General features: G+C 63.9%; 13 protein-coding genes. 6 read left to right on the top strand and 7 right to left on the bottom strand.

Annotated elements, in window-relative coordinates:
- Positions 1 to 14 precede the first annotated feature (14 nt).
- Both Q8M85_RS12315 and Q8M85_RS12320 read right to left on the bottom strand, forming a co-directional pair.
- Complete coding sequence (locus tag Q8M85_RS12315) at positions 15 to 2303, bottom strand: right-handed parallel beta-helix repeat-containing protein (RefSeq protein ID WP_305544884.1); 2289 nt, start codon at positions 2301 to 2303, stop codon at positions 15 to 17.
- Positions 2304 to 2813: 510 nt separating this feature from the next.
- The gene (locus tag Q8M85_RS12320) at positions 2814 to 3215 is read right to left on the bottom strand and encodes a DUF4864 domain-containing protein (RefSeq protein WP_305544886.1); all 402 of its coding nucleotides are present in this window, start codon (positions 3213 to 3215) and stop codon (positions 2814 to 2816) included.
- A gap of 133 nt (positions 3216 to 3348) precedes the next feature.
- Between Q8M85_RS12320 and Q8M85_RS12325 the strand changes: the two genes are divergently transcribed.
- A complete protein-coding gene (locus Q8M85_RS12325) occupies positions 3349 to 4209 on the top strand; it encodes a S9 family peptidase (protein ID WP_305544888.1) in 861 nt (286 codons plus the stop codon).
- 129 nt (positions 4210 to 4338) lie between these two features.
- Here Q8M85_RS12325 and Q8M85_RS12330 read toward each other — a convergent pair whose 3' ends face one another.
- Together Q8M85_RS12330 and Q8M85_RS12335 are read right to left on the bottom strand one after the other, a co-directional pair.
- Entirely contained in the window at positions 4339 to 4929 is a 591-nt protein-coding gene (locus Q8M85_RS12330) for a hypothetical protein (protein ID WP_305544891.1), read from the bottom strand.
- 18 nt (positions 4930 to 4947) lie between these two features.
- Positions 4948 to 6528 carry a lysine--tRNA ligase gene (locus Q8M85_RS12335; protein WP_305544894.1) on the bottom strand — a complete coding sequence of 527 codons (1581 nt, stop codon included), beginning with the start codon at positions 6526 to 6528 and terminating at the stop codon, positions 4948 to 4950.
- A 109-nt stretch (positions 6529 to 6637) separates the two neighbouring features.
- Here Q8M85_RS12335 and Q8M85_RS12340 point away from each other — a divergent pair, with 109 nt between their 5' ends.
- The 4 genes from Q8M85_RS12340 (at position 6638) to Q8M85_RS12355 (ending at position 10859) form a co-directional block, all read left to right on the top strand.
- Complete coding sequence (locus Q8M85_RS12340; protein WP_305544897.1) at positions 6638 to 7054, top strand: tellurite resistance TerB family protein; 417 nt, start codon at positions 6638 to 6640, stop codon at positions 7052 to 7054.
- Between the two features lie 381 nt (positions 7055 to 7435).
- Positions 7436 to 8317: a hypothetical protein gene (locus tag Q8M85_RS12345; protein WP_305544899.1), complete on the top strand. Its 882-nt coding sequence runs from the start codon at positions 7436 to 7438 to the stop codon at positions 8315 to 8317.
- A 57-nt stretch (positions 8318 to 8374) separates the two neighbouring features.
- Positions 8375 to 8968, top strand: coding sequence for a hypothetical protein (locus Q8M85_RS12350; protein WP_305544902.1), 594 nt, complete (start codon positions 8375 to 8377; stop codon positions 8966 to 8968).
- Between the two features lie 328 nt (positions 8969 to 9296).
- The gene (locus Q8M85_RS12355) at positions 9297 to 10859 is read left to right on the top strand and encodes a 2-isopropylmalate synthase (protein ID WP_305544905.1); all 1563 of its coding nucleotides are present in this window, start codon (positions 9297 to 9299) and stop codon (positions 10857 to 10859) included.
- A gap of 71 nt (positions 10860 to 10930) precedes the next feature.
- Here the strand turns inward: Q8M85_RS12355 and Q8M85_RS12360 are convergent, their stop codons facing one another.
- Positions 10931 to 11845, bottom strand: coding sequence for a LysR family transcriptional regulator (locus Q8M85_RS12360; RefSeq protein WP_305544908.1), 915 nt, complete (start codon positions 11843 to 11845; stop codon positions 10931 to 10933).
- 94 nt (positions 11846 to 11939) lie between these two features.
- On the opposite strand from Q8M85_RS12360, the gene Q8M85_RS12365 reads away from it, so the two are divergent.
- A complete protein-coding gene (locus tag Q8M85_RS12365; RefSeq protein ID WP_305544911.1) occupies positions 11940 to 12137 on the top strand; it encodes a hypothetical protein in 198 nt (65 codons plus the stop codon).
- Here Q8M85_RS12365 and Q8M85_RS12370 read toward each other — a convergent pair.
- Both Q8M85_RS12370 and Q8M85_RS12375 read right to left on the bottom strand, forming a co-directional pair.
- A complete protein-coding gene (locus Q8M85_RS12370) occupies positions 12134 to 12883 on the bottom strand; it encodes a hypothetical protein (RefSeq protein WP_305544914.1) in 750 nt (249 codons plus the stop codon). The two genes, Q8M85_RS12365 and Q8M85_RS12370, sit on opposite strands and share 4 nt — an antisense overlap.
- Entirely contained in the window at positions 12880 to 13632 is a 753-nt protein-coding gene (locus tag Q8M85_RS12375; RefSeq protein ID WP_305544917.1) for an SDR family NAD(P)-dependent oxidoreductase, read from the bottom strand. The genes Q8M85_RS12370 and Q8M85_RS12375 overlap by 4 nt, the downstream gene beginning before the upstream one ends.
- Positions 13633 to 13697: the final 65 nt, after the last annotated feature.

Consider the following 13697-nt stretch of genomic DNA (forward strand, 5'->3'; position numbering starts at 1 on the left):
GCAGACCCGAAAGATCAGGCCGGCACATCCATCCGCATCGTCACCAGCGCCTTGCCCCGGACCGCCTCGCCCCAGCGGACCTGCGCCTCGTTGGCCCCGGCTCCGGTTCCGGGAACCGAATACGGGAAGACATACCGCCCGGCGCCGGCGGCATTGGTGATCATGCCTTCGGGCGCGACCGCCTCGACCATGCGGATCCGCGCCCCGAACGGCACAAAGCCGCCCGCGCTGACGTTCCAGGTCTCGGCTGCGGTGTTCTGGGTATGCATCACCTGCACCGGGTTGATGATCCACTGGGTCACGTTGTTGAAGCTGTTGCCTTCGACCCGCACATTGCGCGTCCGGTTGAAATCCAGCGTCGCAAAACTGGTGTCCACCATATCCACCCGGTCGACGATGGCGCTGACGCTTCGGAAGCTGTTCGACAAGATCGAGAAGCCCGACAGGAAGTGCCCCGGCCCATAGGGCTTGACCACGATCCAGCGGAACGCGGCCGAAGTGTCCGACGAGATGAACACGTTGCCCACGATGTTCAGCCCTCCGAACGAGAACTCGCCGTTCTCCTGCGGCTCGCTGTCATGCTCGTTGCCCCATTCGATGAAGCAGTTGTCGATGTAGTTCCCCGTCACCACGGTCGAGACGTTGGTCTGCGTGAACACCAGTCCCGCCCGCCGCAGGCCAGCCGCCGTGTTGTCGCCCTGGAAGAAGTGGTTCGCGTGGATCAGATGCCCCGAGCCGTGGACGATTGCGAAATGCGCAAAGCGCACGATCCGGTTGTTGCGCAGCTTCACGTCATTGGCGTTGATGTTCACGCAGATCGTGGTGCGGTCTACGGCAGCCACGCTTTGCTCGTTCGACAGGAACTGGCACATGTCGACGAACATGCCCTGGCAACCCGCACCCGGCGACGTGATCGCCCGGTCCTGCGGCCGGTTGAAGGTGCAGGACAGGAAGCGCTGGGTATTCCCCGTCATCGGCAGCATCACCGCCGAGCCGGTCCCAAGGTTGTTGAACTCAAGATCCTCCAGTTCGAAACGCGACATCAGCTGGAAGCCCGACAAGTCCAGCATGTACTTGAAGCGTCGGAAGGTATAGGTCCGCGTCCCCGCCGCTGCGTAAAGCGGCTGGCTCAGCGTCAGCGTTCCCGCGCTGACGTTCTTTGCGGCGACATAGACCTCGCGGCCCACGCCGGTGCCGATCACCAGCGCGCCGACCGGGATATTCGCCACATTGGCGACGTTGGTCAGCGTCAGGTTGTTCGAGGTGGCATAGGTGGCGATCGAGGTGAACTCATCGGTCGTCCAGGCCGGACCGGAAACCGCGACCAGCGACCCGTTGCGGATACCTCGGCGTCCGGTGAAGCTGGTCAGTCCAGACAGCCCTGCCACGTCGATCGGCGAGGTGATCTCGACCCGGCGGCCAGAGAGGTCCAGCGTGACATAGTCGGTAAAGAAGAACAGCGCCTGCAGCGCGCGGCGGAAGCCCTCCAACTCGGTCCCGAAAGCCTGGCCATAGGTGTTCAGGTCATAGTTCCGCGTCAGCACCAGCCGCCGGTTGGATGGCATCGAGACCGTGCCCTCAAAGCGGATACGGCTGTTGATCGTGACATCGCTGGTCAGCCGGAACACCCCCGACGGCACCAGGATCTCGCGTCCCTGGGCGTCGGCATCCGCGGCCAGGAAGGCCGGCGCGTCATTTGTGGTCCCGTTGCCCAGGGCGCCATAGTCACGCACGTCGACCCAGTCCATCAGCTTGCGAATGAAGATGTTGGTGACATCCTCGACCTCGATGTCGTCGATCCGCACGACACCCCCATTGGCCCCGGTCAGGTCCAGCCCGACATGCGCGTAGACCGATTGCAGCGACCAGGGCAGCGTGACCCCCGTCCGGCTGGCGGGCGAGATGATCGCGCTCACCGTCACCACCTGGCCGTAAGCCGTCAGCGCCACCGACGCCCCGGTCTGCGGCAGACCTGCCACGTTCTGCCCACTCACGTCGCCCGCCCAGGCCGCGATGCGAACCGAAGGCAGGTTCCCCGACACCGCCTTCACCCGGGCCGTCACCCGCAGATAAAGCCCCGGCTGGATCGGAGTCTGCGCAAAGCTGCGCAGCTTCTGCGTGGCCTCAGTCTTCTGCAATTCCAGACAGCCACCGAAGTCCTGGTCATTCGTCACCAAGCCTGCGTTCGGCTGGCCCTGGTAGGACCCCGATCCGGGCGTCCCGTCCTCGCGCGACCAGAGGTTAAGCCCTGCCGTGAACGGCGGCGGCATCAGGACCAGCCCGTCAGTGATAGCCTTGTTCATCTTTGATTTCCCTTGCCTCGCTTCGCGCCACTGCCACGGGCGATGCGCCAGGACCCCCCGGAGACAACGCGCCGTCATCGGGCCAAGGGGGTAACAAGGAAGGCTTAACCGGCGCTCAGTCCCCCGCGCGCTGCTCGGGCCGACAGCGCAACGGCAGCGACCACCCCGACCGTCTCCGGCACGCAGGCCGCGCGTCCCAGGGTGCGGCTTTCCTGGCGACGCACGGAGGCATTGGCCAGGACTTCGGTCCCGGCTCAGCCCCGAAACTCCGCCGACGTCTGCAACCGGGGGCTTCCCCGTCATCGGCAGCAGCGACCAAAGCCTCAGACGACGTCGGTCGCGGCCACGGAACCGTGTGCAGCGCCCGCGCCAGGCGTCCCCTCTCCCCCAGCGGGAGAGAGCCGGGGTGAGGGGGACAACCGCCCGCAAATCAATCCCGGTGCGTCCACCGCGTCCCACCTGCAAGGTCAGAGGACCGGTGCAAGCGCCAGTCGTGCGCCATCGCCGCCGTCAGGCCCCCACGTCCGGTGCCGGCAGGATCTGCACCGCGTTGATCTGCCAGCCCTCCGCGGTCTGGACCATCATGTAGTCCAGCAGCCACCCCGCCCCCGCCTGGTCGGTGATCCGCACACGCTGCCAAAGATTTCCCGCCACGTCGCGCAGGTCCATCATCTGCACCTCCGCCGGACGGTAAACCATCGGATAGCCGTTCTTCACCATCGCTCCGAAATTCTCGGGCGTGCCGAACATGCCCTTGATGGTGGGGCTCGCGAAGGTGAAGGCCCGGGCGAAATCGTCGGCCTGAAAGGCCTCGATCTGGCTCTGGATCGTGTCCTGGATCGGCGCCTCCTGGGCAGTGGCGGGCCAGGCCATGACAGCGGCGATCAATGCGGCGTAAAGACCATTGCGCATCGGCAAGTGCTCCTGTTGCGGACGTCCCCTTACACTTCGGACGTAGACCGCCGCGCTGGAAGTCAACCGGCGCTTGACAGCCCCCCCTCCCCCCGCGCCACCATGTTCCGACCCAACCGGAAGGACCTGCCCCATGCGCGCCGCCCTCGCCCTCGTTTCCCTCCTTGCCAGCCCCGCCCTTGCCCAGTCCGAGGAAGCCGTCACCATCGACACTCCGCTTGGCCCGGTGATCGGCACTCTTGAAACCCCGGCGGGGGACCCAGCACCCGTGGTGCTGCTCTTCCACGGCTTCACCGGCGTCCGTGACGAACTCCCCGTCGCCAATACCGACGAAGGCGTCTTCTCCCGCACCGCGCGGCTTCTGGCCGAACAGGGCATCGCCTCCCTGCGGATCGACTTCCGCGGTTCGGGCGAAAGCCCGGGAGCCTTTGCCGACACCACCTTCGAGGGCCAGGTCGCCGACGGCCTTGCCGCTCTTGCGTGGCTGGAAGCCAACCCCGCCGTCGACGGCCAGCGGCTCGGCGTGATCGGATGGAGCCAGGGCGGCCTTGTCGCCACCGCTGTCGCCGGTCGGTCGGACAAGCCCGATGCCCTGGTCCTCTGGGCTGCCGTTGCAAACCCCGAGGAAAGCTTCGGCGGAATTGTCGGGGCCGAGACCATCGCCAAAGGGCTCGAAGCTGGCGATGCCGCCCTGCCCGTCACTCTCCCCTGGGGCGCAGTGGTGGAGCTCAAACGTGGCTTCTTCGAAGGCGTCACCACCTTCGATCCCCCGGCCGAGCTTGCCTCTTACGCCGGGCCGCTGTTCATCGCGCACGGCACCCTGGACACCACCGTCCTGCCGACTGCCGTCGGTACCTTCCTTGCCGCCCATGACGGCGAGGAATCGAAGTGGCTGGCCGAGATGGACCACGTCTTCAACGCCTTCACCGGCCCCGAAACGCTGGACCAGATGGTCGGCGAGACGGTGGCCTTCCTGAAGCCGCATCTCCAGTAAATACCTCCTCGTTCGCCTTCGTCTCCTCGTCGGAATGACCCCCGCGAGGAGAAGACGAAGTCCCACGACGAGCCGCCGCCGCCACTTCCCGAAAGCGAGAATGGACGCAGTCTCCCGACGAGCCGCCCGCTACACCGGCGGGCGATACAGCGTGGCTGTGAACGCATCGGACACCGCGCTTGCCTTGATGTCCACCCAGCCCGCCGCTCGAAAGGCTGCCCGCACCGCCGCATCGCCAACGGCGGCCGCCTTGCCCTTGCCATGCACGCACCAGACCCGCAGACCGCTGGCCTGCCCGGCGGCCAAGGCCGCCTCCAGGTGGTCCGGCCCCGACAGCACCGCCACGATCATCGCGGCCCCCTCCGGCCCCGCTACGGTCGCACCTGAGACGGCCACCGCGATCTCCTCCGGTGGCGGCCCGCCGATCACCCAGGCCCGCGCCGTCGCCGAAACCCCCAGCTTCGCCGCCAGTGAGGGCACAGGCTTTTCCAGCGCCTTGACCCAGGCCCCGGCCTCCTTCGCGCCCAAGGTCAGGACCAGCGGCTCACCGTCCGACGACAGGCAAAGGTCCTCCCCCTCCACCCGCCACCCCATCAGCCCGGCCCTGGGCAGCTTGCCCCTGACCTCGCCGCGCAGGATGATCCCGTCGCTCTCCAGAAGCGCCCTTACCGCGCCGGACTGATCGCGCCAGACCGCATGCCCTTCCGTCTCGCGTCCCATCCGGCCTCCTGTCGGGCCTCAGGCGACGAACTCGCCCTGCAGCGCCCGCTCCATCAGCGCCACGGTCTCCTCGACACCATAAAGCGCAATGAACCCGCCGAAGCGCGGCCCGTCCGACGCGCCCAGCAGCACCTCGTACAGCGCCTTGAACCAGTCGCGCAGCGGCTCGAACCCATGCTCCTTGCCCACCGCAAAGACCATCGACTGCAACGCCTCGTCGTCCGTGGCCCCATCCCAGACCTTGAGCCTTGCGACCAGATCCTCCATCGCTGCCCGTTCCTTGGCGTCCGGCTCCCGGAACTGCCGCGTCGGCGCGATCCGGTCCGCGAAATACCGCACCGCATACCCCGCCGCCGCATCCAGATCGGGATGCGTCTCGGGCGAAGCCTCGGGCGCATAGCGCTTCAGGAACTTCCACAAAGCCCCCGCATCCTTCGCCCCCGACACCGACGCCAGGTTCAGCAGCATCCCGAACGACACCACCATCTTCGAAACCGGAGGCTTGCCCCCATGGATATGCCACACCGGGTTGTTGACCTGCTGGTCCAGTGTCTGCTCAGGGAAGGCCCGCAACTGCTGGTGATACTCGTCCACCGCCCGCGGGATCACGTCGAAATGCATCCGCTTCGCCGTCTTCGGCTTCTGGTACATGAAATACGACAGGCTCTCCGTCGCCGCATAGGTCAGCCATTCATCAATGGTCAGCCCGTTGCCCTTCGACTTCGAAATCTTCTGCCCCTGGTCATCCAGGAACAGCTCATAGGTCATATGGTTCGGCTTCCGCCCCCCCAACACCTCACAAATCCCGTCGTAGATCGGCGTATTGGTGGAGTGGTCCTTCCCGTACATCTCGAAGTCCACATCCAGCGCCGCCCAGCGTGCGCCAAAGTCCGGCTTCCACTGCAGCTTCACATTCCCGCCCGTCACCGGCAGCGTCCACTCCCGCCCCGTCTCGTCGTCAAACGTGATCTCGCCCCGCAAGGCATCGACGTTCTTCATCGGCACATACATCACACGGCCACTCTCCGGGTGGATCGGCAGGAAGCAGGAATAGGTCTGCTGCCGCTCCTCGCGCAAGCTGGCCAGCATGATCGCCATGATCGCATCATACCGCTCGGCACACAGCCGCAGCGTGTCGTCAAACCGCCCCGACTTGTAGAACTCCGTGGCCGAAATGAACTCATACTCGAACCCGAACGTGTCCAGGAACCGCCGCAGCATCGCGTTGTTGTGGTGCCCGAAACTCTCGAACTCGCCATAGGGATCGGGGACACTGGTCAACGGCTTCTGCATATGCTGACGCAGCATCTCCTGCTGCGGCACGTTCTCCGGCACCTTCCGCATCCCGTCCACGTCGTCGGAAAAGCAGATCAGCCGCGTCGGAATGTCCGAGATGATCTCGAACGCCCGCCGGATCATCGTCGTCCGCGCCACTTCCCCGAACGTCCCGATATGCGGCAACCCCGACGGCCCATAACCCGTCTCGAACAGCACATACCCCTTCGCCGGGTCCTTCCCGCCATAGCGTTTCAGCACCGCGCGGGCCTCTTCAAAGGGCCAGGCCTTCGAATTCATCGCCGCATCACGCAGGGCACTCATCGCATATCTCCAGATCCGCCCACGAACCCCATTGCCGCAGGCTCCCGTCCTCTATTGCCCCCCGCCCCCCCCGTCAATAATCTGCCGCCAACGCATACAGGAGCCGACGATGCCCGAATCCGCCATGTCACCCCAGGACGCGCTTGTGGCCGTCATGGTCGCCTGCTCCGCCTCGGACCAGAACATGCGCACCGCCGAGCTGGTGGCGATCACCCGCATGGTCAACCACATGCCCGCCTTCGCCACCTACGACCCCGACCGCATCCGCCGCGTCAGCCGCACGGTGTTCGACCTCTTCGAGGAAGAAGACGGCCTCGCCGCCCTCTTCGGCCTGATCCGCGAGGCCCTCCCCGAGCGCCTGTTCGAGACCGCCTACGCCCTCGCCTGCGACGTGGTCACCGCCGACGGCCGCCACTCCCAGGTCGAGCTCCGCATGCTGGAAGAGGTCCGCGAGGAGCTGAAGATCGACCGCCTCCACGCCGCCGCCATCGAGTGGGGCGCGCGGGTGCGGCATATGGGGGTGTAAGGGCGCCCCAAACGCGCACCCCGTAGGTCGGGGTTCACCCCGACTCCCTCCCCCCTGTCATCCCCGCGAAGGCGGGGACCCATACCCGGCAAGCCCAACTGGATCCCCGCCTTCGCGGGAATGACACCCCGTAGGGTGCGCTACAGCGCACCACCCCCCACCGTAGGGTGGGCAATCTGCCCACCACCCATCCCCACACAGGGCCGCGCCCTGCCTCGGGCGGGCGCCGCAACGGCCGTTCGAAGCACTTTATCCCTCAACCCCTCCCACCGCAGTTCGGGTGACTGCCGCTGCAAAGCGCCCAGCGCCACGGATCAGGTTTGCCGTTGTCCTTAGCAATCGACCATGTCACGGTGGGAAGTCGGCGATATGGAGGTTGAAGTGAATTTTCTGAAGAGCGGTGTGCTTCTCATAGGCCTTGTCACATCATCGGTCGCAACTGCTCAACAGATCGCGGTCATTGAGCCTAAAACTGAGCAAGACTTGGAGACGTACAGAAGTGTGCTTCAAAAGGATGGGATGAACATATCGTGGTATATGCCTTGGTCTTTGGTAGGTGCCAGCACGAAGTCCAACCTTGTTCAATTGGCGAAGGACATGACCATAGCTGACGATATTCGGCAAGTTTATCTTCAGCGTGATCGAGACTCTACCCGCTCCATACAAGAGGGTCTGGATGGACTTTCTCCGGGCGCTTCTTTAATTGTGTCGATGCAAGCTGGCTCAAAAATGGCAAAAGCCAAAATTGATCGCGCTCTCGACTTTTCAGACAGATCAACCAGTATTGAATTGCAGAGCGGAATTTCGGCATGGAACAACGTGCTCAACATTTTCAGTGTTGAGTATGGAGAGAACCCGGTCAAATTTGAGAACGTAGTCTGCTACGTCGCAACCATCAGATGGGGTATTAATGGAATTATCGATGAAGAACTTGAGCCGTTTACTGACAATTTTGCGACGTATGGCATACCAGCCCTTGGGGAGAACGCGCCGCGCCCACTTTGCCACACAGTAGTTGCGAGTGGCGTCAACAATGCCAACAGCAACGGTGAGAGTTACGTCGATCCCGTAATTCTTAGCTTCTTTCTTATCGATGGAGTCAGCGGTTCCGGCATTTATGATGGGGATCTTCTTAGGATCAGTGGCGTTGTTTATCGTGCAACGCCTTATGGTGACCTGGCTGTCCGATTGGAAAGTGCTGAACTACTAGGAGAAGAGGTGGTGCTTCCTATCGACGGATATGGCACCGTGGAATGGAAGTAGAGCTTAGCCTTCATGCAGGAATCGGCCTTCCGCGGCGACTGACCGCAGAACGCGACCATGAGTGAGCAGAACAACATACTTCCAAGCATCGATGAACTTGATTTCTGTTATTTTACTGCTGGGTCCAATTGGGTACATTGGCGCGAATGCTTTGAAGCGAGGAAGCCTGCTTGCCCAGCATTGGATAGCGAAAAACGCTTTTCGACGTTTATTAGTGAATACGGACTGTTACGTGGAGTTACCAGGGCAGAACGTCTGAGGCTTCGCAGAGTAATAATTGAGATTGGTCTGATTAAAGATTGCTCTAGTGGTTCTGATGTCGACAAATTGGTAGAAGCTCTTGTTCAGCGGGGCTTCAGACGAGAGGTGTCGCTAGTCTCAAAGCTTGCCGCCTTTTACAAACCAGAAAAATTCATCGCCTTTGATCAGTTTGCAAGGCGTGGCCTGAAACAGGTTCTTCGGCTTCAAGAACTCCCATACCCCTATAGTGAGTATCTCTCACATGTTGAAGCGCTGTGTTTGTCTGACTACGGTCGTGAGATTTCAGAATACTTGCAGTCACGTCACATTCCAGCAAACAATAAGCAAGCATTTTACCTCCGGGTCGTTGATGTTTTCCTGATGCTCCGAGGTGATAGATGGGCGCGCTAGCCCATTAACCACCCCCTTAACAAATCCTTACCGTCCACACCCATTCCCCTGCAAAATCAACCCCTTACCCCCATCCGTCCACCGTGGACACCCCGCCGGAGTCCCTTGCGGCCCCCGCCCCCAAGAAACCCCCTTCCCTTCCCCGATTTCCCCCGTATAGTCGCCCCCCATGATCATGGGCCATCATATCCACTCCCTCGGGGCGACCGCGCGCCCCCTCTTGCCCCGTGGTCTCCTCCTTCTTAGCCGCCTCTGAGCGTGCCCCCGGGCGCGACCGCTCAGAGGTGACCAGCGCCCCCCCGGCAAAGCTAAGACAAGGACCAGACCCATGACCCAAGATAAAGTCGTCATCTTCGACACCACCCTCCGCGACGGCGAGCAGAGCCCCGGCGCGACCATGACCCACGAGGAAAAGCTGGAGATCGCCTCCCTCCTCGACGAGATGGGCGTCGACATCATCGAGGCCGGCTTCCCCATTGCCTCCGAAGGCGACTTCGCCGCCGTCAGTGAAATCTCGAAGCGTGCCAAGACCAGCACCATCTGCGGCCTCGCCCGGGCGAACTTCAAGGACATCGACCGCTGCTGGGAGGCGGTGAAGCACGCGAAGTCCCCCCGCATCCACACCTTCATCGGCACCTCCCCCCTCCACCGCGCGATCCCGAACCTCGACATGGACCAGATGGCCGAGCGGATCCACGAAACGGTCACCCACGCCCGCAACCTCTGCGACAACGTCCAGTGGTCGCCGATGGACGCGACCCGGACCGAACCCGACTACCTCTGCCGCGTCGTCGAAATCGCGATCAAGGCCGGGGCGACGACGATCAACATCCCCGACACCGTCGGCTACACCTACCCGATGGAGTCGGCGAAGATCATCCGCATGCTCCTCGAACGTGTCCCCGGCGCCGACACGATCATCTTCGCCACCCACTGCCACAACGACCTCGGCATGGCGACCGCCAACGCCCTCGCCGCCGTGGAAGCCGGGGCAAGGCAGATCGAATGTACCATCAACGGACTGGGTGAGCGGGCCGGGAACACCGCGCTGGAAGAGGTCGTGATGGCGATGCGGGTCAGGAACGACATCCTGCCGTTCCAGACCGGGATCGACACGACGAAGATCATGAACCTCAGCCGCCGCGTCTCTCAAGTGTCCGGCTTCCCGGTCCAGTTCAACAAGGCCATCGTCGGCAAGAACGCCTTCCTGCACGAATCCGGCATCCATCAGGACGGCGTGTTGAAGAACGTCCAGACCTTCGAGATCATGCGGCCCGAAGACATCGGCATCACGCAGAACAACCTGACGATGGGCAAGCATTCCGGCCGCGCCGCCCTGCGCTCGAAGCTGAAGGAACTGGGCTTCGATCTGGCCGACAACCAGCTGAACGACGTCTTCGTCCGCTTCAAGTCGCTGGCTGACCGCAAGAAGGAAATCTACGACGACGACCTGATCGCGCTTGTCTCCGATGAGCAGACCAACGACGCCTATGAATACCTCCAGCTGAAGAAGCTGCGGGTGGTCTGCGGGACCGAGGGGCCGCAGGAGGCTGACATGATCCTGACCATCGACGGCACCGATCACCACATCGACGCAACTGGCGACGGGCCTGTCGATGCGGCCTTCAACTGCGTGAAGATGCTCTTCCCCCACAAGGCGCGGCTGCAGGTCTATCAGGTCCATGCGGTGACCGAGGGGACGGATGCTCAGGCGACGGTCAGCGTCCGGCTGGAGGAGGACGGGCGGATCGTGACCGGGTCCTCGGCCGATACCGACACCATCGTCGCCTCGACCAAGGCCTATATCAACGCCCTGAACCGGCTGATCATCCGACGGCAGAAGACCGCCCCGGGTGAGGATGTGAAGACGGTCAGCTACCACGGAGAATGAGCAAAGGCCCGAAGTGTCCACGGTGGACATTTCGGGCAACTATTTACTTTTAAAGAACTATTCCGTGGACGTTAACCTTCTGGAAAGGTCTGTCCACGGCCCGTTTCCCGCACATAGTCGACGAAGGCGCGCAAGGGCGATGCCGGATTCCGGCGGCTGGGGAAGTAGAGATAGGCGCCGGGGAAGGCCGGGGTCCAGTCCGCCAGCACCTGCATCAGGCGGCCCGCCGCCACCAGGTCGCGCACTTCGTCCTCGAAGAAGAACCCGATCCCCACCCCGGCCACCGTGGCCGCCACACGCAGGTCAGTGTCGCGTGACACCAAAGGCCCGCCGACGGCGATGCGCAGGGCCTCACCGTCCTTCTCGAACTCCCATCGATAGGGAGTCCCGGTCGAGGGGGTCAGCGTCACCATGCAGTCGTGACCGGCCAGGTCGCGCGGGTGCAGCGGCGCGGAATGGCGGGCCAGGTAGTCGGGTGATGCCACGCAGATCATCCGCAGGTCGCCCCCGAACGGCACAGCGATCATGTCGCCCTCCAGCCGCTCGGCCAGCCTGATCCCGGCATCGAAGCCTTGCGCCACAATATCGACCAGCGCGTCGTTCGAGGCGACCTCAAGCCGAACGCGCGGGTAGCGCGACAAGAATCCGGGCACCAGCCGCGCGAGATGCGGCATCGCCACCCGGACGACATCCAGACGAAGCGGTCCCGAAACCTCACCCGACGCCGCAAAGGCCGTGTCCACCACCCCATCCAGATCGTCCAGCACCGGCAGCAGCCGTTCGGCCAGTGCCTGCCCTGCCGCGCTGGGGGCAACCGAGCGGGTGGTGCGGTTCAAGAGCCGCTGGCCCAGCCGGTCCTCAAGCGCGCGGATCGTCTGGCTGAGCGCCGAAGGCGAGACCCCCAGATGTGCCGCAGCTCGGGTAAAGCTGCCGTGCCGCACCACGGCGGCAAAGGCGCGAAGCTCGCTGTAGTCGCTGCCGCGCATTGATTAGCCCTACTTCAAAAGTCATTCCGTTATTGTCGGATTATCGCAGAAAGTCGCACGTGGCAAAAGGGGGCATCAAGAACGGAGAGCGATCATGTGGAACCGTGTGAAACGTTGGTGGGCTGCCGAGGGTGCGCTGGTCGGCCTACAAGGAATGAACGACCGGATGTTGCAGGACATGGGCCTGGAGCGGGAGGGCCTTCGAGCGCTGGTCATGGGGCAGCGAGCGGACCACCCCGAGACCCCCGCGACTTGCGCCTGCCCGGTGTCGGGCAGGCTGGCGCGCAGCTAAAGGGGCCCGAAGCGCGCGCTGACTGCGGCAGCATGGGCGACCAGCGCCGGAATCCTGGCCCAGTCCGCCAGAAGATCGGCCCAGCGCAGGGCAACGAAGGTGACATCGTCGCCTTTCACCTGGCGCGCGAAGTCGGCGATTTCGGCTTCGTGGCGGGCGATGGCGTCACGGGACACCGGCTTGCCGCTGGCCCAGGTCGCCGGGGCGGCATGCAGGTAGACCAGCACCGCGCCCAGGTTGCGCTTCACCCCCTGGGTCCGCATCGCATAGGCGTGTTTCACCAACTGCACCGCGTCCAGGCAGCGATAGCTTTGCCGCCCCTGGGTCAGCGCCAGCCGCAAGGCCGTATACCGCGCCATGCCCGGGCCCCAGTCGCGGCTGTCGAAGGCTTCGGAAAAGCCGGTGGCCTTGGCCGGGCGAAACGGCTCGTAGCGTTTGCTTTCGACGCCGACCAGCGTGGTCGCCGTTGTGATTAGAGCGTCGAGCCAGGGATGTCGGCCCCCAGACCACGGAAAGCGCAGCTCGGCTTCGATCTTCAGGGCGACCGGCAATCCCATCGGCACGCCGGGGAGAGGGAGCATGGATCGGGGCCGGTCAAGGAACCAGCCAAAGGCGTTCACTGCCAGCGCGGCCGAAGATTCGGGGCTGTCGAACTTGCCCGAGGCCAGCTCGCTTCCCGGTGCGCGGGCCAGGGCGGCAAGCACGGCGTCAGCCGCCACGCCGGGAAGGAAGGATGGAGTGCTCATCCTTTCATGTCTTGCAGCACATTGCCGCCATCCACAACCAGCATCGCGCCCGTGACATAGGACGCCGCGTCCGAGGCGAGGAAGGCAGCACAGGCAGCCACCTCATCAGGCGTGCCGGACCGGCCAAGCGGCGTGGCCAAGCCTGCCTTCGCCTCGGCCTCGGTCTGGCTTTCCGTGGCGATCCAGCCGGGCAGGACGGCGTTGCAGGTGATGCCCTGGCCGCCATATTCCAGCGCGATTGACCGGGTCAACCCGGTGATGGCGGCCTTGGCGGTGGAATATCCGGCCGTCCCCGCGAAGGTGACCAGCGGCCCGGTGACCGAGGCGATGTTGACGATCCGGCCAAAGCCCCGCGCGGCCATCCCCGGCAGGACAGCACGGCAGCAGTGGAAGGTGGTGTTCAGGTTCAGCGCCAGGTGATGCGCCCAGGAGGCATCGTCGATCCTGGCGAGAAGCTGGTCCGTCACCGCCTTGCCGGTCTGCACCATCCCGGCGTTGTTCACCAGGATCTCGACCGGCCCCAGGCTTGCTTCGACCGCGGCCATCAGGTCCGCCACCTGCGCCGGATCGGTCAGATCGGCGACAAGCGACAGGCAGCCCAGGTCCGCCGCCCGGTCATGTATGCGCGCCGAGGTCGCGGTGATCGCCACCTGTGCGCCCCGGGCCACCAGAGCCCGCGCGATGGCAAAGCCGATTCCCCCTGGCGATCCTGCCCCCGTTACCAGCGCCACGCGCCCGGTCCTTGTCATCGTCCGATCCTGTCCTGTGACCTTCAGACGGTGACATATCGTAATAGTGCAAGAAAGCGGCAAGT

Source organism: Tabrizicola sp., from assembly GCF_030694085.1.
In the GTDB taxonomy this organism is placed as follows: domain Bacteria; phylum Pseudomonadota; class Alphaproteobacteria; order Rhodobacterales; family Rhodobacteraceae; genus Tabrizicola.